The sequence below is a fragment of the Thioalkalivibrio sp. genome (genome assembly GCF_007692535.1).
Classification (GTDB): domain Bacteria; phylum Pseudomonadota; class Gammaproteobacteria; order Ectothiorhodospirales; family Ectothiorhodospiraceae; genus Thioalkalivibrio.
The window spans coordinates 16,872-41,229 of sequence record NZ_REBW01000148.1 but is presented as its reverse complement, the minus strand read 5'-3'; the positions used below and the strand labels follow the sequence as shown (position 1 = coordinate 41,229).

The window sequence follows — 24,358 nt, the reverse complement described above, 5'->3', positions numbered from 1 at the left end:
CCAGGGACAAGGCCACCGGCAAGGAGAACCGCATCGTGATCAAGGCCTCCTCGGGTCTCAGTGACGACGAAGTCGACAAGATGGTCAAGGATGCCGAGGCCCATGCCGAGGAGGACAAGCGTTTCCACGAGCTGGTCGCGGCGCGCAACCAGGCGGATGCCCTGGTGCACTCGGCAGAGAAGTCGCTGAAGGATCTGTCCGACCAGGTCGAGGCCGACGAACGTTCGGCGATCGAGGCCGCCATCAACGAAACCCGCGAGGCGATCAAGGGCGATGACGTCGGTGCGATCGAGACGGCCAGCCAGAAACTCGCGGAGGCCTCCGGCAAACTCGCCGAGCGGGCCTATGCCAAGGCTGGCGGCGGCGCGGCAGAGGGAGAGGCGGGCGGCGCCCAGCCGGGCGGTGGCAGCGAGTCCGGTGCATCCGACGATGTCGTGGACGCCGAGTTCGAAGAGGTCGACGACAAGAAGAAGTGAGAGTGATGCCACGGCCTTCGGGCCGTGGGTATCCTGACCCGATCAGGCACGCCCGGAGACCGCTGAGAGGGATCCGGGCGTGCGCGTTCCCGCGTGGCCTGGACGGGCGGGCGCGGCAACCCGCAAGGATCCTATATGGCGCAGCGTGACTACTACGAAGTGCTCGGTGTCTCCCGGGACGCTTCGGCAGAAGCAATCAAGAAGGCGTTCCGGCGCCTGGCGATGAAACACCATCCGGATCGCAATCCGGGCGACTCCGCGGCCGAGGCCCAGTTCAAGGAGGCCCGCGCGGCCTACGATGTTCTCAGCGACAGCAACAAGCGAGCCGCCTACGACCGCTACGGCCACGCGGGGGTGGACGCCGCGGCCGGCGGCTTCGGCGGTGGGGGCGGCGGCAACTTCAGCGACATCTTCGAAGACATCTTCGGCGATATCTTTGGTGGCGGCGGGCGAGCCGGGGGGCAGCGCGCCTATCGCGGCTCCGATCTGCAGTACAACCTGGACCTGAGCCTGGAAGAGGCGGTGTTCGGGACCGAGGTCAAGATCCGTGTGCCGACCACTGCCAGCTGCGAAGCCTGTGGCGGGTCCGGAGCCGAACCCGGCACCAGCCCCGAGACCTGCCCGACCTGTAACGGTGTCGGTCAGGTGCGGATCCAGCAGGGTTTCTTCTCGGTACAGCAGACCTGCCCCCGTTGCCACGGTACAGGGAAGGTGATCCCCAACCCCTGCAAGTCCTGCGGGGGCTCTGGCCGGGTGCAGAAGCAGAACACCCTCGACGTGAAGATTCCGGCAGGCGTGGACAGTGGTGACCGGATCCGCCTCTCCGGGCAGGGCGAGGCAGGAATCAACGGTGGGCCGCCGGGCGATCTCTATGTGCAGGTCCGGGTCAAGCCGCACAAGTTGTTCCGGCGCGAGGGCAACGACCTTCTCTGCGAAGTGCCGATCTCCTTTGCGACAGCCGCTCTGGGTGGTGAACTGGAGGTTCCCTGTCTGAACGGCCGGGTGGCCCTGAAGATCCCCGCCGAAACCCAAAGCGGCAAGCAGTTTCGGCTGCGCGGCAAGGGCGTGACCTCGGTGCACGGGGGCGGCGTCGGTGACCTGTTGTGCCGGGTGCTGGTGGAGACGCCGGTCAACCTGACGCATAAACAGAAGGAACTGCTGCGCGAGTTTGACGAATCCATGCAGGAGGGCGGTACCCGTCACAGCCCCCAGGCGCACTCCTGGCTGGACGGAGTCAAGGGCTTCTTCGAGGATCTGAAGTTCTGGGGCAAGTAAGCGCGGCAACGCACCCGACCGCAATGGCTGCTGGCAGGGATCGATGGGTCGATTCAGATCACCTGGGTGAAATCGAAGTCCATGTGCTCGCTGGGTGGATGCACGAAGTAGCCCTGCACCAGGTTGACGTTCAGGCTGAACAGAACGGCCAGCGTGGCGGCATCCTCGACCATTGGAACGATGATCTGCTTGCCCTTGGCGTGTCCGCCCTCGGTAAAGCGGCGAATGGCCTTCTGAATGATCTCGTTGCTGACGACGTCGCGCACGAAGGCGCCGTCGAGCTTGATGTAGTCGGCATCGACGTGGCGGAGGATGTGGAACGGATTGAGCCCGTTGCCGAAGTCGTCGATACAGAGCGAGGCATTCATCTCCTTCAGCCCGCGTGCGGTGCTGATCGCCGATTTCAGGTTGGTGATGATCGTCGCCTCCTTGATCTCCACCACCACCCTTGATGCCGGAACCCGCCGTTTGTGCAGGAACTTCTGCAGCCAGACGACGACCGACCCGTCGAGCAGGGAACCACGGGTCAGCTTCAGAAAAAAGGTGGTCCTGGGATCCGACTTCAGGCGGTCCGCAAGGGCCTGAATCGCATGGCTGATGATCCAGCGGTCGATCGTGGCCGCCATGCCGGTCCTTTCGGCTGCGGGCAGGAAGTCGCTCGGATCGTAGACCTCGCCATCGGGGCCCGTCACGCGCATGAAGACACTGAAGCGCGGAAAATCCCCGCCGTGGAGATTGACCACGGGTTGATACACGAGACGCAGCCGCTGGTGGGCGATGGCGTCCTCGAGACGCGCCTTCCACTGTTGATCGGACTCGGCCCGGGCATGGGCGTCCGAGAGGAGGTGCTGGAAGGCGTAGCCGTTGCCGCCGGCCTGCCGGATCCCGTCCAGGGCCCGAGCGGCCTGGTCGAGCAAGCCTTCGATCGTCGGAGCCGAATCATCCGCGATGATCGCGCCACAGGACAGGGAGACCACGGTGGAACCCTGGTCCAGGTTGATCTGTCTCGCGGCGGCGGCCCGCACCAACGCGGCAAGCCGTTGATCGAGTTCCGTTCGCCGCGCGCTGGGCACCAGGATGCCGAAGTCTTCGTTGCCCAGGCGTGCCACGGTGGCCGGAGGCGGGAAATGCTCCTCGAGCAGCAGGCCGATGTCGGTCAGCAGGATATCCGAACTGCTCGACCCCAGCGTGCCGTGAATGCGCTCGAAGTCATCGACTGACGCCTCGATCAGGGCGAAGGGAAGTTCGGCGCGTGCCGATGCGGCCAGCACCTGCTCCAGCGTCTGGATGAGGTGCTGGCGGTTGTGGAGACCGGTCACCGGGTCGAGCGCGGACAGTTGTTCCGAGGCGTCTTTATCGGCGTTGGCCACCACCCGCAGTACCGTGCAGGCCTCACCATCGACGCTGGCGCCGGTCAGGACCAGATCGCCCTCGAACTTGCGCCCGTGCGCTGTCCGAAGGCGGAACGTCTGGCGGGTCTCAGCGCTGTCATTCTGAACGGCTCGTTCCTCCACCAGCAGCCGTAGCGTGTCCTGCTGCTCGGGGATGACGAAGTCGCCCAGACCGTAGCCGGAGAGATCCGCGCTGGCGTCGATCTTGAAGTATTCACGCCACGCGTCGTTGGCGAGCAGGATCTGTCCCTGTCGGAAACAGGCGTTTGGCGTGGGGGAGTCCTGGAGCAGGCGCAGGTGGCGCCGTTCAGCAGCCTGCAAGGTGCTCTGCAGGCGATGCATCTGGGTGCAGCAGAGATGGAATTCCACCGCCTTCAGAATCAGGATCGCCGCGACGTCGTCGGGGCCGAGGCTGATGGCGGCGAAGGCCCCGGCCTCGTAGTCGGCCACGCGTTCGTCCTCGGGCCGGTCGGTCAGCAACAGTACCGGGGTGAGGCGGCCGGAATTCTGCAGCGCGCCAATGACATCATGGGTGCCCACGTCCATGCCGCGATCAATCAACACGATGATGTGGAAGCGGTGCGACAGCAAGCGCTCCTCCAGTTCAACGCGGTCCGCCGCCTGATGCGCGCGGACCGTCCGGCCGCGCATGCGGACGCAGCTGATCAGGCGTTCCGCAAGTTCGGGTTCGCGTGTCACGAAGAGGACGTTGATGGTTTCTATGTTCTGTGACATCCGGATTCCTGAACCCTGCGTACCCACCCGTACCGGCGGGAGGCTTCAGGCACAGCCCCGCCCGGCACCTCCCGGAGTGTCATCGGCACGCTCCGGATGCAATGCTGTCCGTTCAGCAAGAAGGCCCCCTGCCCGTGCGCCACTCCAGGATTCGGGATCGGCCTGCATTGGCAACGAACTTCATCATACCGAAGAGTATCAGAAGGCGGCGACGATGCCATGCTGGCCGCGTTCGGAACTCTTGCGTCCAGCGCTGACGGCAGAGCGGGTCGGCGCGCGCGAAGCCTCAGGTTCGGGAGGGCGCCGGCATCGGGAAGTCTGCGCGAGCAAAGGTATGGCTCTCGGTCTGAACGGATTCCAGTTTCACCACCTGCTCCTCACCTTTGACGCGGAACACCACGCGCGTGCCGGCGGCGAAGGCCCCGGGAGCAAATACCAGCGTTCCGGTATCCGGCTGGTCGCGCCTGGGGAAAAACAGCCCTGGCTGGGCTTGGCCGGACGGTCTGTTTCCCCGGTAGAGCTGGATGTCAGTCGGGACACAGGCGGGCGCGAGGTACTGGATACCCACCGCGATGTTGTCGGCGTCTTCGTAGCACAGCCAGCGAATCATGCCGAGTTGCCAGAAGATCTGCTCCTTGCGCGCTGTGCGGATCGCAATCAGGTCGCCGCTGAAGATCTTCTTCGTCGGAGATTGCAGAACCAGTCTGAGCCCGCCGGCACCCAGATCCCGCATTCGCGCGGCGGTGGGTCGGAGCATGCGCACCATCGGCGGCTGCCCGGCACCAGCCGGGAGGGCACTGATTCCCGTGACTGCGTTGTTCCACGCTGCGCTCAGCCGGTCCATCTGCCGGTCCGAGCGGAAATGGGGGTCGTCGTCGGATCGGGAACCAGCGTCCTCGACCTGCAGGCTGAGCTGCGCATCGTCGGAATCGCCGATCCCCACCGAAAAGGCGGCGGGGATCTGCTCGGGCCCGCTGGAAACGGGATCGGACAGGCCGCCCTGGATTCCCGAGATCTCGCCGATGGCGACCTTTCTCTGGTGCCGGTAATCCGCACGGACCAGCGCGTGAATATCCTGCAGGCCGGTCACCGTGATGATCGGGCCGGTATCGGTCGGCTCGCGGCTGTAACGCCGCTGTGGTGGCGTCACCCATAGGCTCAGCAGGCGGCGGTCCAGCCCGCTGTCGAAGGGGTGCCAGCCTGGCTGTCCGCCATCCGCCGGACCGGAGCGGATGGCCGTCAGGACCGGGCCCAGATCGACGAAGCGGGTCTTGCTGGATGTTCCCGGATACCCGATGACCAACGACGGCGCACGGTCCGAATCCACCACCAGGCGCAGCAGCGGCGTGGATTCATTGGCACCAGCGGGCACCTGCTCGGAACACTGCAGCGGCACGGACTGCAGCCAACGGGCGAGGGGGCCGATCTCCCCATGGCGGAGGGCATAGACGCCGGTGGAACTGAGTACGGCGACGTATGCGGCGAGCCTCTCGACACTGTCCGGTGACAGTGCGTGGCCGTGGCCGTGGGGCATCTCCAGCGCCGGTTCGGACGCGACCCCCAGCCGCTCGGCAAGCGTGAGGATGTGATGCATCTGCAGCCACGTGCCCTCGGGCAGCGGCTGGTAGAGACGCCAGGAATGCAGGCATTGATGCCCGTTGAGAAGCATCGCCCGGCGCAGGAGCGGGGCTGCATCAGGCGCCGGCAGACGTCTCTGTTCCAGCCCGTCGTCCACCAGGCGCAGGCAGACGATGCCGAGTTCCTGCAGGGCCTCGGAATATGCCGCGGCCAGTGCCTGGGTCTTGCGCCCCAGGGGTATCGGCAACTGCCGCAGATGCGCATCGATCTGGTCGAGAATCGGGGGGATGCGGGCCAGGAATACGGCAGTCAGCCCTGCAAGCATGGTGTACTCGATCGTCATGCGGTTGATCGAACGCAATGCCTCGAGCAACACGGTGGCGGTCGATGTGAGGTCGCCAGACTGCTGGCTGCTGATCCAGGTGTCGAGATCCTCGGGTGTCCTGTGCGCAAAGCTGCCTGCGTCAGCCGGATGACGTGGTGGGAGTGTGAATCCCGATTTCGGATGTTGGTCGGTCATGTCACCCCCCGTTGCCGCCGGCAAAAACTTCATCATGCTAAATCAACGGGAGTGCGATCGCCATGCATTTGCGAGCCCTTGCGTGCCTGTCTGAAAGCGTCGGGCGAATCCGGGCGGGAATGGTCCGTTCCGTCGTCATCGGGTACGTTCATCAGGCGGGTGTCTTGGCCGGGGCCCCCGGAATCTCGCGGACCAGGCGCGGCAGCAGATAGCCTGGCAGCCGGACCCGCATCGCGTCATGCAGGGCGCGTGCCCGTGCCTCGTCGACCTCGAAATGGGAGGCCCCTCGTACCCGGTCCAGCAGGTGCAGGTAATACGGCAGGACACCTGCGGCAAAACCCGCCTCCTGCAGCTGGCACAGGGTATCGATGTCATCATTGACTCCGGCCAGCAGCACCGACTGATTCAGCAGGGTGATGCCCGTGGCACGAAGGCGTGCCAATGCGCCATCGGCGGGGGCCTCGAATTCCCTGGGATGGTTCGCGTGCAGGACCATCACCTGATCCAGCCGGCCCTGGCCCAGCCAGGACAGCAGGCCATCGTCGACCCGCTCCGGGAGCACGATCGGCAGCCGGCTGTGGATGCGCAGCCTGCTGACGTGGGGGATGGCTTCCAACCGGTGCAGCAGATTCGCCAGCCGCGTGTCGGGCAGGGTCAGCGGGTCGCCGCCGCTCAGGATGACCTCGGCGACGTCCGGGTGCCCAGTGATGTAGTCCAGCGCCGGCTGCCAGTCCCGCGCCGCGCTGAATTCGCCGTAGGGAAATCCGCGTCGGAAGCAGTAGCGGCAGTGGATGGCGCAGGCGCCGGTGGTGACCAGCAGGACGCGGCCGCGGTACTTGTGCAGCAGACCCGGGGCCGCCATTGCACCGCCGTCGCCCACCGGGTCCGTCACGAACGCCGGGTGATCATTGGCCTCCGCGGCCTGCGGCAGTACCTGCAGCAGCAGAGGATCGCGTGGGTCGCCGGGCCGGATGCGGGCGAGATAGCTCTCCGGTACCCGGGTCCTGAAGAGGGTGTCGCCGCATTCCATGTCCTGCAGCAGCGAGGGTTCCAGTTCGAGACGTCGGAGCAGTTCGCGCGGGTCCGCGATCGCCCGGGCCAGGGCCTGTTGCCACGCAGGAGTCTGTGCGGGCGCAGCGGCTCGGGGTATCATAACGGGATTTGTGGACATGGTTACCTCGTTGACCGGCCACTCTTCTTTGATTTTCAGGCGGCGGGGCCGCCGCGAGGACGACGCGACATGGCAAGTTACAGTACCAGCGAATTCAAGAGCGGACTGAAGATTCTACTCGACGGCGATCCGCAGACCATCGTCGAGAACGAGTTCGTGAAACCGGGCAAGGGGCAGGCCTTCAGCCGTGTCCGGGTACGTAACCTGCGCACCGGCCGCGTGTTGGAAAAGACCTTCAAGTCGGGCGAGTCGGTCGAGGCGGCCGACGTGATGGACACCGACATGCAGTATCTCTACACCGACGGGGAGTTCTGGCACTTCATGGTCCCGGATACCTTCGAACAATATGCGATGGGACAGACGGCGCTTGGCGATTCGGCACAGTGGCTGAAGGAACAGGATGTCTGCACGGTCACGTTGTGGAACGGTGAACCGCTCTCCGTGACACCCCCCAATTTCGTCGAGTTGACGATCGTCCAGTGTGACCCCGGGTTGCGCGGCGATACCGCCCAGGGGGGGACCAAGCCGGCGACCCTGGAGACCGGCGCCGTGGTGAAGGTGCCACTGTTCGTCGAGGAGGGTGAGGTGGTCAAGGTCGATACCCGTTCGGGTGAGTACGTCTCCCGCGTCTGATGGCGCGCCGGCCCGGAGCCAGCCAGGGGTTGCGGGTGTCTGGAACAGAGGCAGCGACCTGGCGTCCCTGTGCCACGCGGGCCCGGGTTCATCGCGCGCGGCTTAACGCCGCACTGCGGGGATTCCTCGCCGCACGGGGCCTGCTCGAGGTGGAAACGCCGATCCTCTCAAGCGGCGCACCGCTGGATCCCGGCGTCGAGAGTTGGCGGGCGCGGGCGCCGGACGGGACTGTCGGCTACCTGCACACCTCCCCCGAATACCCGATGAAACGCCTGCTCGCCGACGGAGCCGGCGACATCTTTCAACTGACCCGGGTCTTCCGCGGCGAGGAGACGGGCGTCCGGCACAATCCCGAGTTCAGCATGCTCGAATGGTATCGGTTGGGGTTCGACGACCGGCGCCTGATGGACGAGGTGCTGGAACTGGTGCAGGCGGTGGCAGCCGCGGATCCTGGCTGGAACCGGCCCCAGGCGTCGGTGCGGCGGGTGGCCTACGCAGACCTGTTCCAGGAGGCGCTGGGCCTGAATCCGCTCACCTGCAGCGCTGAGGAATGCGCTGTCGCGGCGCGACGCGAGGGTCTTGGGGTCATCGGGCAGCTCGATCGCGACGGCTGGCTCGATGCGCTGATGGCAATGGTGCTGGCGCCGCGCTTCGCGCCCGGGCAGTTGACCGTTGTCTTCGATTATCCGGAAAGCCAGGCGGTGTTGGCGCGGCCCAGCGCGCGCGCCCCGGGCTGCGCGAGCCGGTTCGAACTGTACTGGGGCGACCTGGAGCTGGCCAACGGCTTCCATGAACTGAACGACCCCGTGATCTTTTCCGCCCGGCAGGGTCAGGATCTCGAACGTCGGCGGCGCAACCGCCAGACGATCCCGGAGTCCGACCGTTTCTTTGCCTCCGCGATGGCGTCCGGGTTGCCCGACTGCGCCGGTGTGGCGCTGGGGGTCGATCGTCTGCTGATGTGTCTGCTCGGAGAAGCGGATATCGCCCGGGTCATCGACTTCCCCTGGGGCCGCGCCTGACGGGGATCGGCCTAAGTCCGCACGGCCGACCAGGAAACGATCCGCGCGATCTCCTGACGAAACCGGACGAAAGTCTCGGGGGCGAGCGCCGGGTCGAAGTGCACCGGATGGTCGGGCATCAGCAGCACCACGGAGGAGCCCAGATTGAAACGCCCCATTTCGGCTCCACGCTGCAGGCGGATTTCCTGATCGCCGTAATCGGTACGGGTGATGACCCGGCCTGAGGGCGGCGTGATCTCGCCGGCCCAGACGGTCTCGATCGAACCGACATTGATCGCGCCGATCAGTGCCATGGCCACGGGGCCGAACGCAGTGTCGAAAAGGGCCACCACGCGCTCGTTCCGGGCATACAGGCGCGGCGTGTGGGCGACGATGCGTGGGTTGACCGAGAAAAGCCGTCCCGGGATGTGCAGCATCGTGGTCAGGCGTCCCGAAACCGGCATGTGCAGCCGGTGATAATCGCGCGGGGACAGATAGACGGTCAGGAACGACCCGCGGGCAAAGGGCCCGGCCAGGTCCGCGAACCCCCCCAGAAGCTCGGTCACCGTGTAGGCGTGCCCCTTGGCCTGAAAGATCTGGCCGTACTCGATGGGCCCGAAGGCGCTGACCCTGGAGTCGGCAGGGCTCAGGATGCTTTGCTCGTCGCCCTCGAGCGGCCGGGCGTCCGCGCGCAACGCCCGGGTGAAGAGCGCGTTGAAGCTGGGGTAGGCCGCAGGATCCGGTTCCACAGCCTCGCTCATGTCCAGGCCATACTGCCGGATGAACCAGCGCAGCAGCGGCTGGACCCGGGGCGACTCCCAGCGGGCAAGCCGGTGCGTGAGCCTGGAGATCGCATGATGCGGAAGCAGCCTGAGCAGTTGTGCGAGGAGCGCGTCTAGGGTGGCCATTTAAGATCCGTGAACGGAATGCGGCGGGCAGGCTTAGAGCCCGCTTGCGAAGTCGAAATCCAGCTGTTCACCGGGCGGCTGCACGAAGTATCCCTGTACCAGGTTCACCTGCACACTGAACAGGAGGGTCAGGGTATCGGCGTCCTCGACCATCGGGACGATGACCTGCCGGTCGCTCGCACGGGCGGTCTCGGTGAGTTGCCGCACGGACTCCTGTGCGGAATGGTCGCTGGCCAGACGGCTGACATAGCCACCGTCCAGCTTGATGTACCCCGCATCCACCGGTCCCAGGATCTTGAAGGGATCGAGCCCGTTGCCGAAGTCCCCGATGCACAGTCCCACACCCAGCGCCTTCAGGCCCTGGGCCGTCGCCCCTGCGCTGTCCAGCTGCGTCAGTATCGTGGCTTCCTTGAATTCCACGACGATGTTCCCCGCTGGAACCTGGGAATGCTCGAGGAACTCCTGCAGCCAGGTCACTACGGCCTGCGCGTCCAGGGACCCCTGGCTGAGCCTGACGAAAAAGGTGGTGCGCGGGTCGCGCTGCAACTGCTCCGACAATGCGGTGACTGCGTGCTGAATGATCCAGCGATCGAGATGCGCTGCAACGCCGCTGCGTTCCGCCGCGGGCAGGAACTCGTTGGGCTCGTGCGTCTCACCACCCTCCGCCTCGAGCCGGACGAAGACGTCGTATCGCGGCGAGTCATCCCCCTGCAGGCTTACGATGGGCTGATACAGGAGCTTCAAGCTGTTCTTCTGCAACGCTTCCTCGACGCGGGTCTTCCAGATCCGGTCGGCTTCGGGATCGCTTTGCTGTATCCCGGGCGGCATACGGAAACGGTAACAGCCGCCACCGCTGGCACGGGCCTCGGCAAGGGTTTGATGGCATCGGTCCAGCAGTTCCTGCGCGGAGGACTCCGTATCGTCCGCCAGCACGGCGCCGCAGGCCAGGGAGCCGGTGATGGTGCCGCCATCGTCGAGGGGGATCGCCTGCTCGTGGACCTGCTTCACCAGCGCGTCAAGCTGCGCTTCGACCGCCGCGCGGTTGGTGTCGGACAGGAGGATTCCGCAGTGGCCCTTCTCCAGGACGGCAACGGTTGCAGAGCGGGGAAGGCCATTCGCCAGTGTGCGCTGAAGCACGTTGCCAAGTACGTCGGGCGAGTCACCCAGCTGCCTGTCACGGGTATCCAGCGCGCACACCACAAGGCCGAGCGGAAGCTCCGAGCGGGCGGTGTCCGCCAGGGTTCTTTCGACTGCCCGGAGGAATTCCCGTTGCTGCTGGGCTGGGTCCATGCGCGGCTCATCCGGCGGGCGGACGGGGGCCTTGTCCCCAGGGTTTCCTGGCTCGTCGGGCCTGGCGCCTTCGTTCTTCGGCCTTGCGCGTGCGGCTCCCGGGTCCGTTCGCGGCGTGGCATTCCCTTCCGATCCGGAGGGCGGCCCCGGACTGCGGTCATGGCCGAGCGGCTTCATCGCAGCACCGTTCAGTTCCTGGAGTGTGGGCTCTCCTCCCGCAAACGAGAGGTGCACGACAGTACAGGGCTGCCCCCCGATGACGGCTCCGGTCAGGAGGAGGTCGGCGTCGAAGGTCTGTCCGCGACGGGTCCGCAGGGTCAGCGTCTCGCAGGTTTCCACGTTTTCGGGTTGGTTCTGACGGATGCGCAGCAGGTGGACGAGGTCTTCATGCTGATCGGGGATCACGAGATCCTGGAGCGTCAGGTGGTCCAGGCTTTCGCTGAGTTCCATTTCGAAGCAATTCCGCCACGTGTCGTTGGCATAGGTGGCGACCCCCTCGTGAAAACACGCGATAGGGTAGCGGGAACTGTCCAGCATCAGCAGGTAACGCCGGTCTGCTTCCTGCAGCAGTGTCCGGAGATGGTTGATCTCTCGGCCCTTGTTGAGGTACTCGACGGCCTTCAGCGTCATCGCCGCCGCCACGTCGTGATTCTCGGTGTCCACCACTGCGAAGGCGCCGCCTTCGACCGCGCTCAGGCGCAGTTCCTGTGCGCGGTCGGTCAGCATCACGATGGGGGTCTGACGGCCGGCACGGTGCAGGGCCTCGGTCAGTTCCTCCAGCCCGATGTCCAGATCGCCGTCGATCAGAACGACAGCATCGAAGCGGTGGCTCTGCAACAGACGCTCGAGGTCCCGTGCGTTGCCGGCCTGTTTCGGCCGGACCGCGTGGCCCCGGTAGCGGATGCGGCCGATGACCTGCCCGGCCAGATCCGGATCCAGGGTGATGAACAGAACGCTAATCGAATTGATCATGGATGCCCTCGCGGCTCGGTGTCAGCCGCACGCGGTGCGCCCTCGACGTCGCCGCGCATCACCAAATCGCCATGCCGGCAGAGCCTGCTACCTTGTTCGGGTCCAGGCCACCCCTGCATCAGATTATACCAAAGATGTAGTGCCATGGATGAATTTTGTCAGGGTCTAAATGCTGGATGGTACTAGCCCCGGAGAACGGCCGCGCACCCTGGGATCGGATTGTTGTAGAGTGCGGCAATTCGCGCCGCGACGCCAGCGAGCGGTTCCCGGACGCCCGAGGCTGGCAGCGCGGATTTTGGCAACCTCTTTCCAGGGCTCCTTCATGGATCCGGTCACCGATCTGCGGACGATCCGCGATTTCATTCGTTTCGGGGCCAGCCAGTTCCGGGCCGTGCGGCTCAGTTTCGGGCATGGTACGGATAATGCGATCGACGAGGCGGCCTGGCTGGTGCTGCATGCGCTGGACCTGCCGCTGGACCTGCCGGAGAGCTGGTGGAACAGTCGCCTCGCTCCCGCCGAGCGACGCCGGGTCGAGGCCGCTCTGCGCATGCGGATCACCACCCGCAAGCCCGCCGCGTACATCACCCGCGAGGCCTGGTTCATGGGCCTGCCGTTCTACGTGGACGAACGCGTGCTGATCCCGCGTTCACCGATCGCGGAGTTGATCGAGGCGGGTTTCAGCCCATGGCTCGACCCTGGTGCCATCGGCAGGGTGCTGGACCTCTGTACCGGTAGCGGCTGCATCGGCCTCGCCACGGCCACGGTACTGCCCGAGGCCGAGGTCTGGCTCGCCGACCTGTCGCCCGACGCACTGGCGGTGGCGCGCCGCAACGTGCGGGAGCATGACCTGGAACAGCGTGTGACGCTGGCTGTCAGCGATGTCTTCGAGGGTCTCGCCGGCGCGCCCGGGTTCGACCTGATTGTCTCCAATCCACCGTATGTCGACGCCGGCGAGATGGCGGCACTGGCGCCCGAGTACCGGCACGAACCGTCGCTGGGGCTTGCGGCCGGGGCGGACGGCCTGGACATCGTCAGGCGCATACTCGCCGGGGCGAAGGCTCGTCTGAATACAGGCGGCGTGTTGATCGTCGAGGTCGGGAACAGCCAGCCGGCGCTGGAGGCTGCCTTTCCGGAGCTGCCCTTCACCTGGCTGGAGTTCGCCGGGGGCGGCGAGGGCGTCTTCCTGCTGGCACGGGACCAACTGCCCGAGTGATTCAGCACTGTTCCCAGGGCAGACCGTGAAAGCGCCAGCCCGCAGTCGTGGAACGACGGTGCTCGCTGTCCAGCGGTCCCTCGAACCCCTCGTCGACGGAGTAGACGTTATCGATCCCCTCGGCGATCAGGGCCTGTCCGGCGGCCAGTGACCGTTTCCCGCTCCGGCAGATCAGAAATACGGTCGGGGCATCCTCACCCTCGTCGCCGATGCCGCCCAGGAGCAGTTTGCGAACCTGGGCAACGAAATGCGGGTTCTCGACCCAATCCGGTTCATCGATCCAGGGGATGTGCACCGCTCCGACGGGATGGCCCACGAACAGGTACTCCATGGTCGAGCGGATATCCACGAGGAGATCCCTTGGGCGTTTCTCGAGGCTTTCGAAGGCCTGCTGCGGCGTGACTCTTCTCGGGAGTGGTGCAGTCATCGCGGTCCCTCGTTGGTGACGATGAAGCGGCGGAGCGCGTCAGGATGCACGGCCGGCGCGGGAAGAACAACCCGCGTCATGGGGCCCGCGTCACTGGGCCCCTCATGCGGCGACGGTGCAGTCGCGTCCTCGTTCCTTGGCCTGATACATCGCCTTGTCCACGCGCTTGAGCAGGGTGGATATCGTCTCACCCTGCAGGTATTGCGTGACCCCGAGACTGATCGTCAGCTGGCCCGGGCCCGGGAAGTCCGCCTGCGCCACCCGGACCCTCGTCGCCTCGGCGAGATGTGTCGCGTGCTCCAGGCCGGTCTCCGACAGCAGGATCATGAACTCCTCACCGCCCCATCGTGCCAGTATATCGGTGCGGCGGATCTGCTGACCCACCACCTCGGCCATTTTGCGGAGCACCGCGTCCCCGACGTCGTGTCCGTAGGTGTCGTTGACCTCCTTGAACCAGTCGATGTCGAACATGACCAGGGAAAACTCCGTCCGGTAGCGACGGGCACGCTCCGTCTCCAGGTTCAGCGCCTCCTCGAACTTCCAGCGGTTGTAGAGGCCGGTCAGCCTGTCGTGGGAGGCCTGGCGTTCCAACTCCAATTCCAGGCGTCTGCGCTCCGAGAGATCCACTCCAAAGCCCACCAGGAAGACCTCGTTGGCGAGCTCGACCCGGTTGCCGGTGAAGTAATAGGGGATCGGCCAGCCGTTGCGCGACACGAGCCCCGCCTCGACATCGCCCGACCCCTCGTTCAACGTCTTCTGGATCGCTGCGGCAACCCGGTGCCGGTCGCCCGGTTCCACGCATTCGATGGCCCTGTGTCCGCCGATGCCATCCGCCGGCACCCCGATGACCGTCTCGAGATTCCGGTTCCAGCGGATCGGGCGTCCCCCCGCGTCGAGGAGGAAGAAGATCGCCGGCAGCCCCTCGAGTACCCTCTCCCCGAGATCGCGTTCGTAACGAAGCTGGTCTTCCAGCGCCCGGCGTTCGGTCACGTCCTGGACCGTGCCGCGCATGCGTGCTGGCCTTCCCGTTGGGTCGCGTACGATCCGGCCCCGTTGATGAATCGTGCGCTGGCTGCCATCGGCGCGAAGGATGCGATGTTCCAGGTCGTAGTCACCCGGACCGCTGAGTGCATGGTCGATCGCGGTGGTTATGCGTTCCCGGTCCGACGGATGAACGAAACGCAGAAAATCACTGTAATTCGGGCTGAAGTTGGCGGGTTGCACTCCGAAGATGCGATAGACTTCATCCGACCAGGCGATCGTTCCGCTGGCGATGTCCCAGGCCCAGTTACCGAGTTGCGCGATCTCCTGCGCCGCAGCCAGCTCGGACTCGCTGCGGCGTAGAGCCTGTTCAGCCACTTGCCTGTCCGTGATGTCGCGGATCACCGCCTGCAGGATCGGACCCTCGGGGAGATCGACCCGGCTGAGCATGACCTCGCTCGGAAAGGTGCGCCCGTCCAACGCCTGGCAAAGCCATTCATAGGCCACCGATCCCTCCGCCAGCGCCTGTTTCGTATAGGCATTCACGGCCTCCCGCGAGAGTCTCCCATCGGGCTGGAATTCCGGCGAGCAGCCGCCGGGATGGCGGCCGATGAGATCGGTTGGCGCTTGGGCGCCAAACAGGGCAACGCTGGAAGGATTGCAATGCACGATGACGCGCTGGTCGTGGAGCACGATCGCATCGCGGGCGGCTTCGAACACGGCCTTGTACTGGGCCAGCGTGCGTTCCCGGAAGAGGCGGTCGGTGATGTCCTCGATGGCCACCACCGCACCACAGACCTCGCCCTGGCTGTCCCTTAGCGGTGCCGCGTGCACCTGTGCGAAGAAGGGGCTGCCGTCGACACGTCGAAAGCTGTCCGTGCCGCTTTCCAGTGGTTTGCCGGTGGACATGACGCGATAGATCGGACAGTCCGACTCGTGGTAACGGATCCCAAGGTCATTGGCATGGCAGGTCAGCGAGTGGCTCTCCTTGCCCAGGACGGCCTCCGGTGTGGCGAAGCCGAACAGCCGTATGGCGGCCTGGTTCAGGAAGGTGAACCTCCCTGCGCGGTCGATGCCGAAGACGCCCGTGGCGAGGTTGTCCAGGAGCATCCGCGACAGGTCATGGTCTGGGAGGGTGGCTGGCGAGAGTTCTGCATAGTGCCCGGTAACGGACATGACACCTCCTTCCCGCCCGTGAAGACGGCGTATTCACGGGACGCGATCAGCTGACTTTCATCATACGCCATTCGTTTGTGGAAACGACCGCGCCGGGCTTCCGGCGTTTCCACAACGTGTTTTTCAGGGGGCCCAGACGCGAAAATTCATCACGACAATAAACCATGGCGGACGGCAGAACAGTCGGAACAATACCCACTGCAGGCAGGCTCGGGCTACACTACGCCAATGTCGGGAAACAGCTTCGGAAAGTCATTCGTCGTTACCACTTTCGGCGAGAGCCATGGCCAGGCGCTGGGAGCCATTGTCGACGGCTGCCCTCCAGGTCTTCCTGTGTGCGAGGACGACCTGCAGGGCGATCTGGACCGGCGCCGCCCCGGGCAGTCGCGGCACACGACCCAGCGCCGCGAGCCGGACCAGGTCCGCATCCTATCCGGCGTGTTCGAGGGCCTGACGACGGGCGCTCCGATCGGGCTGCTGATCGAGAACGTCGACCAGCGGTCGAAGGATTACGGTGACATCAAGGACCGCTTCCGTCCCGGCCACGCCGACTACACCTACCACCAGAAATACGGGTTCCGGGATTACCGGGGCGGCGGCCGTAGTTCCGCGCGCGAGACCGCGCTGCGGGTGGCGGCCGGCGGTATCGCGAAGCGATATCTGGCGCACCGCTACGGCGTCGAGATCCGGGGCTGGCTATCGCAACTCGGGCCCATCCGGGTCGAGTACCGGGATGCGGCCGCCGTGGAACAGAACCCCTTCTTTGCCCCGGACCCCGACCGGGTACCGGAACTCGAGGCCTTCATGGACCGGCTGCGCAAGTCCGGCGATTCGGTCGGGGCGCGCATCGAGGTCGAGGCCCGCGGCGTGCCTCCGGGGTGGGGTGAACCGATCTTCGACCGTCTCGACGCCGACATCGCACATGCGATGATGAGCATCAACGCAGTCAAGGGCGTGGAGATCGGGGACGGTTTCGCCGTGGTCGACCAGCGCGGCACCGAACATCGGGACGAGATGTCTCCGGAGGGTTTTCTGAGCAATCACTCCGGTGGCGTGCTGGGCGGCATCTCCTCGGGACAGACGATCCGCGTCAGCATGGCTCTGAAGCCCACTTCCAGCATCCGCCTGCCGGGCCGCAGCGTGAACATGGCGGGCGAGCCGGTCGAGGTGGTGACCAAGGGACGCCACGATCCCTGTGTCGGCATTCGGGCCACGCCGATCGCCGAGGCCATGCTGGCGCTGGTCCTGATGGATCATGCCCTGCGCAACAGGGCCCAGAATGCCGATGTCAGCACCGGGCTGCCGCCTTTCACCGAGATTACGGGTTCACCTCCGCGCAGCAGCGGCGGTTCCTGATCAGTCCGCGATTCCGCAGCCGGGTTTTTCGCGATCCATGGCCCGAGGCGCATGGCCGTCCAGTGACGACGGCGGCATGGGCTGCGGCCCTCTCGCCCAGAGTCTGCAGTCCTGTAGTGGACCGGTCTCCTCATAGCAGCGCGTCTGCCGTGCCAGGCGTCGGCTTCCATTCACACAGCAGCAAGACCCTGCGCCCGTGAACCAGCACGTTCGTCTCTCGAGCTTCTATTTCTTCTATTTCGCCAGTATCGGGGCGTTCATGCCCTACTGGGGGCCGTATCTTTCCGATCTGGGCTTCAGCGGTGCCCAGATCGGCCAGCTGATGGCGATCATCCTCGCGACCAAGATCATCGCCCCGAACGTCTGGGGCTGGCTCGCCGATCGCACCGGGGTGCGCATGCCCATCATCCGCTGGGGTGCGCTCGCGGCGCTGCTGACCTTCGGTGGGGTGCTCCTCCACTCCGGCTACTGGTGGCTGGCGGTGGTGATGGCCGTCTTCAGTTTTTTCTGGAACGCGATCCTGCCGCAGTTCGAGGCCACCACCCTGCGTGCGCTGGGGCGCGACAGCCACAGGTACGCCCTGGTCCGGCTCTGGGGTTCGATCGGCTTCATCGTCGCCGTGGTCGGGCTGGGGTGGCTGCTCGACAGACTGGCGCTCAGCTGGCTGCCCTGGATCATGCTGGGAATCCTCCTGGTGCTGTACCTCGTCACCCTGCGCGTGCGCGAGCCCCCGGATGGACTGCATTCCGGCGATGGACTGATCCCGCTGCTTTCGGTCCTGCGCCGGCCGGAGGTGATCGCTTTGCTCGCGGCCTGTTTCTTCATGCAGGCGAGTCACGGTCCCTACTATGCTTTCTTCACGCTGTACGTGGAGGGGCAGGGGTTCAGCCGGGCCGTCGCCGGGCAGCTCTGGGCTCTCGGCGTGGCGGCGGAGGTCGTGCTGTTCCTGGTGATGCCCCGGCTGATCCTCCGCTTCGGGGCCTGGCCGCTGGTCACGCTGGCCCTGCTGCTGACCACGCTGCGCTGGTGGCTGCTGGCCACGATTCCGGAGAGCCTGTCCGCGCTGATCTTCATTCAGCTGCTGCACGCTGCCAGCTACGGCGTGTACCACGCGGCGGCGATCTCGCTCATCCACTTGTATTTTCCCGGCAGACTGCAGGGCCGCGGCCAGGCCCTCTACTCCTCCCTGAGTTTCGGGTTGGGCGGAGCGATCGGCGCGCTCGCAAGCGGCTATCTCTGGGACGGCGTGAGTCCGGCTTCGGTCTACGTCCTTGCGGCGGTGCTGGCGGGCTTGGGTGTACTCGTCTCGGCGTTCGGCATGCTGCGGAACCGAATCGCGTGAATGACTCTTCAGGCTGGGAGTCCGGGCACCATTGGCCCCGGTTTCCCGGTACCCTTGCGCGAAGATCCAACGACGTTTCGGACAGGGAGATTCTTGAGATGACGCGAATCGCGATCGCGGGTGTTGGCGGACGCATGGGCCAGGCCCTGGTACAGGCGGTGGCGGAGCACCCGGCGGCGCGCCTGGGTGCCGCCAGTGAGCGGGAGGGGAGTGCGCTGGTAGGCCAGCCGTTGGCTGGCCAGGATCCCGCGGTGCGGGTCGTTTCCGATCTTGCTGCCGTCCCTGCGGACTTCGATGTGTTGATCGACTTCACGCGTCCGGAGGCCACCGTTGCGCACGCGGCGCTGTGCCGCGCGCAGGGCAAGCGCCTGGTGGTCGGCACCACGGGACTCTCGACCGCCCAGGAGGAGGAATTGCGCGCCGCGGCGCAGGCGATTCCGGCGGTGTATGCGCCGAACATGAGTGTCGGGGTCAACCTGACCTTCAAGCTGGTCGAGCTGGCGGCGCGGGTGCTCGGCGACTCTGTGGACATCGAGATCATCGAAGCTCATCACCGGCACAAGGTCGATGCCCCCTCCGGTACCGCTCTGCGTCTGGGGAGGGTGGTCGCGGATACCCTCGGCCGGGATCTGGATACGGATGCCGTCTATGGCCGCGAGGGCCACACGGGGGCGCGTCAGCGCAGGACCATCGGTTTTTCGACCATCCGCGCGGGCGACATCGTCGGCGAACACACGACTCTCTTCGCTGCCGACGGCGAGCGCGTGGAGATCACCCATCGAGCCACCAGCCGGATGACCTTCGCAGCCGGCGCCGTGCGCGCCGCCGTGTGGCTCGGTGGTCAGGATCCCGGCCTCTACGACATGCAGGACGTCCTGGGCCTGCGCTGATCCGGTTGGACCGCGTTTCGGCGCTCGCGTACACTGAGGCACATCCCGTATGCCAACGTGCTCGCCACTGTCAGCAGTGGTGGGTCGCGCGCAAGCCACCACTCCGGAGGTGCCCGTGTCCGTGCCCGCTGTGCTCGTTCTCGAAGACGGAACCGTGTTTCATGGCCAGTCCGTGGGGGCGGTCGGGGAGACCGTCGGGGAGGTGGTCTTCAACACCGCGATGACGGGTTATCAGGAGATTCTGACCGATCCCTCCTATGCCCGGCAGATGGTTACCCTCACCTACCCGCACATTGGCAATGTGGGCGCGACTCCGGAGGACGACGAATCGGCACGGGTGCACGCAGCCGGGCTGATCGTGCGTGATGTGCCGCCGCTGGTCAGCAACTGGCGCAGCCGCGAGTCGCTTCCCGATTTCCTGATGCGTCACCGGGTGGTCGCGATCTCCGGCATCGACACCCGCAAGCTGACCCGCATCCTGCGGGAGAAGGGTGCGCAGAACGGCTGCATGCAGGGGGGCGAGATCGATGTCGAGCGTGCGCTGGAGCAGGCGCGCGCCTTTCCCGGCATCAAGGGCATGGATCTCGCGCGCGAGGTCACCACCAGGAACAGCTACGAGTGGCTGGACGGCACCTGGAATCTCGACGGACCGGTGCACCGGCTCAGCCCGACCGACGCCGAGTTTCACGTGGTCGCCTATGATTTCGGCATGAAACACAACATCCTGCGCATGCTCGTCGATCGTGGCTGCCGGGTGACCGTCGTGCCGGCCCACACATCGGCGCAGGACGCCCTGGACATGCAGCCGGACGGGATCTTCCTCTCCAACGGACCCGGCGATCCGGAGCCCTGCGATTACGCAGTGGCCACCATCCGTCGCTTCTGCACGGAGCAGACACCGCTGTTCGGCATCTGCCTTGGGCACCAGTTGCTCGGGCTGGCCAGCGGCGCACGGACGGTGAAGATGAAGTTTGGCCATCACGGAGCCAACCATCCGATCCAGGACCTGCGCAGCAACAAGGTGATGATTTCCAGCCAGAACCACGGTTTCGCGGTCGACGAGCAGAACCTGCCGGACTGCCTGGAGCCCACCCACCGCTCCCTGTTCGACGGCACCCTGCAGGGCATTGCGCGCAACGACTGCCCGGCGTTCAGCTTCCAGGGACACCCGGAAGCCAGCCCGGGTCCGCATGACGTCGCCCCCGCCTTTGATGATTTCATCGCCGCGATGCGCGCCGCGCGCCGCTAGATCCTTCCCCAAGCCGCACTCGAATCCGACTCCGGAGCTGCCTTGCCATGCCCAAGCGTACCGACATCCAGAGCGTCCTGATCATCGGCGCCGGGCCGATCGTGATCGGCCAGGCCTGCGAGTTCGACTACTCCGGCGCTCAGGCCTGCAAGGCCCTGCGCGAGGAGGGGTTCCGCGTGATCCTGGTCAATTCCAATCCGGCGACCATCATGACCGACCCGGAGACGGCCGACGCGGTCTACATCGAGCCGGTCGACTGGCGCGTGGTTGCAAGGATCATCGAAAAGGAGCGTCCGGACGCGCTGCTGCCGACCATGGGCGGACAGACCGCGCTGAACTGCGCGCTGGACCTGGCCAACCAGGGCGTGCTCAAGGAATTCGGCGTCGAGATGATCGGCGCCAACGAAGATGCGATCGACATGGCCGAGGACCGCGAGCGGTTCCGTGAAGCGATGAGCGAGATCGGGCTGGCCACGCCGAGGGCCTTCATTGCCCACACCTGGGAGGACGCGCAGCGGGTGCAACCGGAGATCGGTTTCCCGGTGATCATCCGGCCGTCGTTCACCCTCGGCGGATCGGGGGGAGGCATCGCCTACAACCGCGACGAATTCGAGGAAATCGTGAAGGGCGGCCTGGACCTGTCGCCGACCAACGAGGTGCTGCTGGAAGAGTCTGCGCTGGGCTGGAAGGAGTTCGAGATGGAGGTGGTCCGCGACAAGGCGGACAACTGCATCATCGTCTGTTCCATCGAGAACTTCGACCCGATGGGCGTGCACACGGGCGACTCGATCACCGTGGCCCCGGCGCAGACCCTGACCGACAAGGAATACCAGATCATGCGTGACGCCTCGCTGGCGGTGCTGCGCAAGATCGGCGTCGAGACCGGCGGTTCCAACGTGCAGTTCGCGGTGAACCCGGATGACGGTCGGCTCATCGTGATCGAGATGAACCCCCGCGTGTCGCGTTCGTCGGCGCTGGCGTCCAAGGCCACCGGTTTCCCGATTGCCAAGATCGCCGCGAAGCTCGCCGTGGGCTACACCCTGGACGAACTGCGCAACGACATCACCGGTGGGCTGACCCCGGCCTCCTTCGAGCCCTCGATCGACTACGTGGTGACCAAGATCCCGCGGTTCACCTTCGAGAAGTTCCCGCAGGCCCAGGCGCGGCTGACCACGCAGATGAAGTCGGTCGGCGAGGTCATGGCGATCGGGCGCACTTTCCAGGAGTCCCTGCAGAAAGCGTTGCGCGGGCTCGAGATCGGGGTCGACGGCCTCGATGAGATGGTCGACGCGAAGGGCGATGACGTGGTCGAGCGACTGCGCACATTGCTCGCAAACCCCGGGCCGGAGCGGATCTTCAACGTCGCCGACGGCTTTCGCGCGGGTTTCAGCATCGAGGAAATCTTCGGTCTGACCGCGATCGATCGCTGGTTCCTGGCCCAGATCCACCAGCTGATCGAGATCGAGAAGACCACCCGGGACCGCTTCCTGAACGACCTGCGTCCGGAGGAGATGTTCGAGCTGAAGCGCCGCGGATTCTCCGACAGGCGTCTGGCCCGGTTGCTCAACGAAACCGAAAAAGCGGTGCGCAAGCAGCGCCATGCCCTGGGCGTGCGACCGGTGTACAAGCGCGTCGATACCTGCGCGGCCGAGTTTGCGACGACGACGGCCTACATGTACTCCACCTACGAGGAAGAGAACGAGGCCGAGCCCACCGACCGCGAGAAGATCATGGTGCTGGGCGGCGGGCCCAACCGGATCGGCCAGGGGATCGAGTTCGATTACTGCTGCGTCCACGCCGCGCTGGCGATGCGCGAGGACGGTTACGAGACCATCATGGTCAACTGCAATCCGGAGACGGTCTCCACCGATTACGACACCTCCGACCGGCTCTATTTCGAGCCGCTGACGCTGGAAGACGTGCTCGAAGTCGTCGCCGCGGAGAAGCCCAAGGGCGTGATCGTGCAGTACGGTGGCCAGACGCCGCTGAAGCTGGCGCGCGACCTCGAGGCGGCGGGCGTGCCGATCATCGGTACGTCACCGGATTCCATCGACCTGGCAGAGGACCGGGAGCGCTTCCAGCACCTGCTGCAGAAGCTGGATCTTCGTCAGCCCCCGAACCGCACCGCCCGCAGCGAGGACGAGGCCGAGAAGCTGGCGGCCGAGATCGGCTATCCGCTGGTCGTGCGACCCTCGTACGTGCTCGGCGGGCGCGCGATGGAGATCGTGCGCGACGAAGACGACCTGAAGCGCTACATGCGCGATGCGGTCTCGGTCTCCAACGACGCTCCGGTGCTTCTGGACCATTTTCTGGACGACGCGATCGAGGTCGATGTCGATGCGATCTGCGACGGCCAGGACGTGTTCATCGGCGGCATCATGGAACACATCGAGCAGGCCGGGGTCCACTCCGGCGACTCGGCCTGTTCGCTGCCGCCGTTCTCGCTGTCCGATCGACTTCAGGACGAGATGGCCGAGCAGGTGCGCCGGATGGCGCTGGGCTTGAAGGTCATCGGCCTGATGAACACCCAGTTCGCGATCAAGGGCGAGGACATCTACGTTCTGGAGGTCAACCCGCGCGCCTCGCGCACGGTGCCCTTCGTATCCAAGGTGGTCGGCCTGCCCCTTGCAAAAATCGGCGCGCGCTGCATGGCGGGCACCAGCCTGAAGGCACAGGCGTTGAGGGAACCGGTGCGACCGGCCTTTTACGCGGTGAAGGAGGCGGTCTTCCCGTTCGCGAAGTTCCCCGGCGTGGATCCGATCCTGGGACCGGAAATGAAATCGACGGGCGAGGTGATGGGTGTCGGGCGAAGTTTCGCCGAGGCCTTCGCCAAGAGCCAGCTGGGAGCCGGCGTGCGGCTGCCAGTGCGTGGCAAGGCCTTTGTGTCGGTGCGCGAGATCGACAAAGCTACGACCCTGGCCAAGGTCGGCCGGCGCCTGGTGGAACTGGGCTTTGAAGTGCTTGCGACACGCGGCACTGCGGCCTTCCTGCAGGGGGAGGGCGTCGAGGTCACGGTGGTGAACAAGGTCACCGAGGGCCGGCCGCACATCGTCGACATGATCAAGAACGACGAGATCAGCTTCATCGTGAATACGGTGGAGGGCAAGCAGGCGACCGCGGATTCCTTCACCATCCGCCGCGAGGCGCTGATGCACAAGGTCAGCTACACGACGACCATTGCCGGCGCCCTGGCCACCGTGCAGGCGCTCGACCACCTGGAATTCGAGAACGTGTTCTGCCTGCAGGACCTGCATGCCGAGAGCCTGCAGGGCCGGAGTGAATCATGAGCAAGACCCCACTGACCGTCGCCGGTGCCGAGAAGCTGAAAGAGGAATTGCGCCGGCTGAAAGCCGAGGACCGGCCCCGGGTGGTGAATGCCATTGCCGAAGCCCGCGCCCACGGCGACCTGAAGGAGAACGCGGAATACCACGCCGCGCGCGAGCAGCAGAGCTTCATCGAGGGCCGGATCCGGGAGATCGAGGGCAAACTCGCGAACGCCCAGGTCATCGATGTCGCCACCCTTCCGAAGAGCGGCAAGGTCGTCTTTGGCGTGACGGTGAAGCTCGAGGCCACGGAAGACGGCAACGCGGTGACCTACCGCATCGTCGGCGATGACGAGGCCGACATCAAGCAGGGCATGATTTCGGTGAGTTCGCCGATCGCCCGGGCGCTGATCGGCAAGGAAGAGGGCGACCTGGTGACCGTGCAGGCTCCCGGCGGCGCACGTGAGTACGAGATCCTGGAAGTGCTCTACGTCAACTGAGGGAAGGAATTCCC

18 protein-coding genes are annotated in these 24,358 nt (G+C 65.6%); 11 read left to right on the top strand and 7 right to left on the bottom strand.

All coding sequences use genetic code 11. The features are described from left to right. Both EA346_RS08305 and dnaJ read left to right on the top strand, forming a co-directional pair. On the top strand, positions 1–476 hold a 476-nt coding region (locus EA346_RS08305; protein ID WP_296757443.1), incomplete at its 5' end, for an Hsp70 family protein. 135 nt (positions 477–611) lie between these two features. Then, positions 612–1,751, top strand: coding sequence for a molecular chaperone DnaJ (gene dnaJ / locus EA346_RS08300; protein ID WP_296757440.1), 1,140 nt, complete (start codon positions 612–614; stop codon positions 1,749–1,751). A gap of 53 nt (positions 1,752–1,804) precedes the next feature. On the opposite strand, the gene EA346_RS08295 is transcribed toward dnaJ, so the two are convergent. The 3 genes from EA346_RS08295 to epmB form a co-directional block, all read right to left on the bottom strand. Beyond that, entirely contained in the window at positions 1,805–3,877 is a 2,073-nt protein-coding gene (locus tag EA346_RS08295; RefSeq protein WP_296757439.1) for an EAL domain-containing protein, read from the bottom strand. Positions 3,878–4,163: 286 nt separating this feature from the next. Then, complete coding sequence (locus EA346_RS08290) at positions 4,164–5,975, bottom strand: hypothetical protein (RefSeq protein ID WP_296757437.1); 1,812 nt, start codon at positions 5,973–5,975, stop codon at positions 4,164–4,166. 151 nt (positions 5,976–6,126) lie between these two features. Beyond that, entirely contained in the window at positions 6,127–7,146 is a 1,020-nt protein-coding gene (epmB, locus tag EA346_RS08285; RefSeq protein ID WP_296757436.1) for an EF-P beta-lysylation protein EpmB, read from the bottom strand. A 69-nt stretch (positions 7,147–7,215) separates the two neighbouring features. Here epmB and efp point away from each other — a divergent pair, with 69 nt between their 5' ends. Next, positions 7,216–7,779, top strand: coding sequence for an elongation factor P (gene efp, locus EA346_RS08280; protein ID WP_296757435.1), 564 nt, complete (start codon positions 7,216–7,218; stop codon positions 7,777–7,779). A 35-nt stretch (positions 7,780–7,814) separates the two neighbouring features. Then, entirely contained in the window at positions 7,815–8,798 is a 984-nt protein-coding gene (gene epmA, locus EA346_RS08275; protein WP_296757432.1) for an EF-P lysine aminoacylase EpmA, read from the top strand. Positions 8,799–8,809: 11 nt separating this feature from the next. Here epmA and asd read toward each other — a convergent pair whose 3' ends face one another. Together asd and EA346_RS08265 are read right to left on the bottom strand one after the other, a co-directional pair. Next, positions 8,810–9,685: an archaetidylserine decarboxylase gene (gene asd, locus EA346_RS08270; protein WP_296757430.1), complete on the bottom strand. Its 876-nt coding sequence runs from the start codon at positions 9,683–9,685 to the stop codon at positions 8,810–8,812. A 33-nt stretch (positions 9,686–9,718) separates the two neighbouring features. Then, positions 9,719–11,947 carry an EAL domain-containing protein gene (locus EA346_RS08265; RefSeq protein WP_296757427.1) on the bottom strand — a complete coding sequence of 743 codons (2,229 nt, stop codon included), beginning with the start codon at positions 11,945–11,947 and terminating at the stop codon, positions 9,719–9,721. Between the two features lie 322 nt (positions 11,948–12,269). Here EA346_RS08265 and prmB point away from each other — a divergent pair, with 322 nt between their 5' ends. Next, a complete protein-coding gene (gene prmB, locus EA346_RS08260) occupies positions 12,270–13,160 on the top strand; it encodes a 50S ribosomal protein L3 N(5)-glutamine methyltransferase (RefSeq protein WP_296757425.1) in 891 nt (296 codons plus the stop codon). A gap of 1 nt (position 13,161) precedes the next feature. Here prmB and EA346_RS08255 read toward each other — a convergent pair whose 3' ends face one another. Both EA346_RS08255 and EA346_RS08250 read right to left on the bottom strand, forming a co-directional pair. After that, on the bottom strand, positions 13,162–13,587 hold the full coding sequence (locus EA346_RS08255) for a rhodanese-like domain-containing protein (RefSeq protein WP_296757423.1): 426 nt from the start codon (positions 13,585–13,587) through the stop codon (positions 13,162–13,164). Between the two features lie 102 nt (positions 13,588–13,689). Further along, a complete protein-coding gene (locus tag EA346_RS08250) occupies positions 13,690–15,744 on the bottom strand; it encodes a sensor domain-containing diguanylate cyclase (RefSeq protein WP_296757421.1) in 2,055 nt (684 codons plus the stop codon). Between the two features lie 228 nt (positions 15,745–15,972). On the opposite strand from EA346_RS08250, the gene aroC reads away from it, so the two are divergent. The 6 genes from aroC (at position 15,973) to greA (ending at position 24,344) form a co-directional block, all read left to right on the top strand. Further along, a complete protein-coding gene (aroC, locus tag EA346_RS08245; protein ID WP_296757419.1) occupies positions 15,973–17,100 on the top strand; it encodes a chorismate synthase in 1,128 nt (375 codons plus the stop codon). Between the two features lie 196 nt (positions 17,101–17,296). Beyond that, on the top strand, positions 17,297–18,442 hold the full coding sequence (locus tag EA346_RS08240; protein ID WP_296757418.1) for an MFS transporter: 1,146 nt from the start codon (positions 17,297–17,299) through the stop codon (positions 18,440–18,442). Positions 18,443–18,540: 98 nt separating this feature from the next. After that, entirely contained in the window at positions 18,541–19,332 is a 792-nt protein-coding gene (dapB, locus tag EA346_RS08235; protein ID WP_296757416.1) for a 4-hydroxy-tetrahydrodipicolinate reductase, read from the top strand. A 115-nt stretch (positions 19,333–19,447) separates the two neighbouring features. Continuing rightward, positions 19,448–20,581 (top strand): glutamine-hydrolyzing carbamoyl-phosphate synthase small subunit, encoded by a 1,134-nt coding sequence (gene carA, locus EA346_RS08230; protein ID WP_296757414.1) that lies wholly within the window; start codon positions 19,448–19,450, stop codon positions 20,579–20,581. Between the two features lie 47 nt (positions 20,582–20,628). Next, positions 20,629–23,868: a carbamoyl-phosphate synthase large subunit gene (gene carB / locus EA346_RS08225; RefSeq protein WP_296757413.1), complete on the top strand. Its 3,240-nt coding sequence runs from the start codon at positions 20,629–20,631 to the stop codon at positions 23,866–23,868. Further along, positions 23,865–24,344 (top strand): transcription elongation factor GreA, encoded by a 480-nt coding sequence (gene greA, locus EA346_RS08220; RefSeq protein WP_296757411.1) that lies wholly within the window; start codon positions 23,865–23,867, stop codon positions 24,342–24,344. The genes carB and greA overlap by 4 nt, the downstream gene beginning before the upstream one ends. Positions 24,345–24,358: the final 14 nt, after the last annotated feature.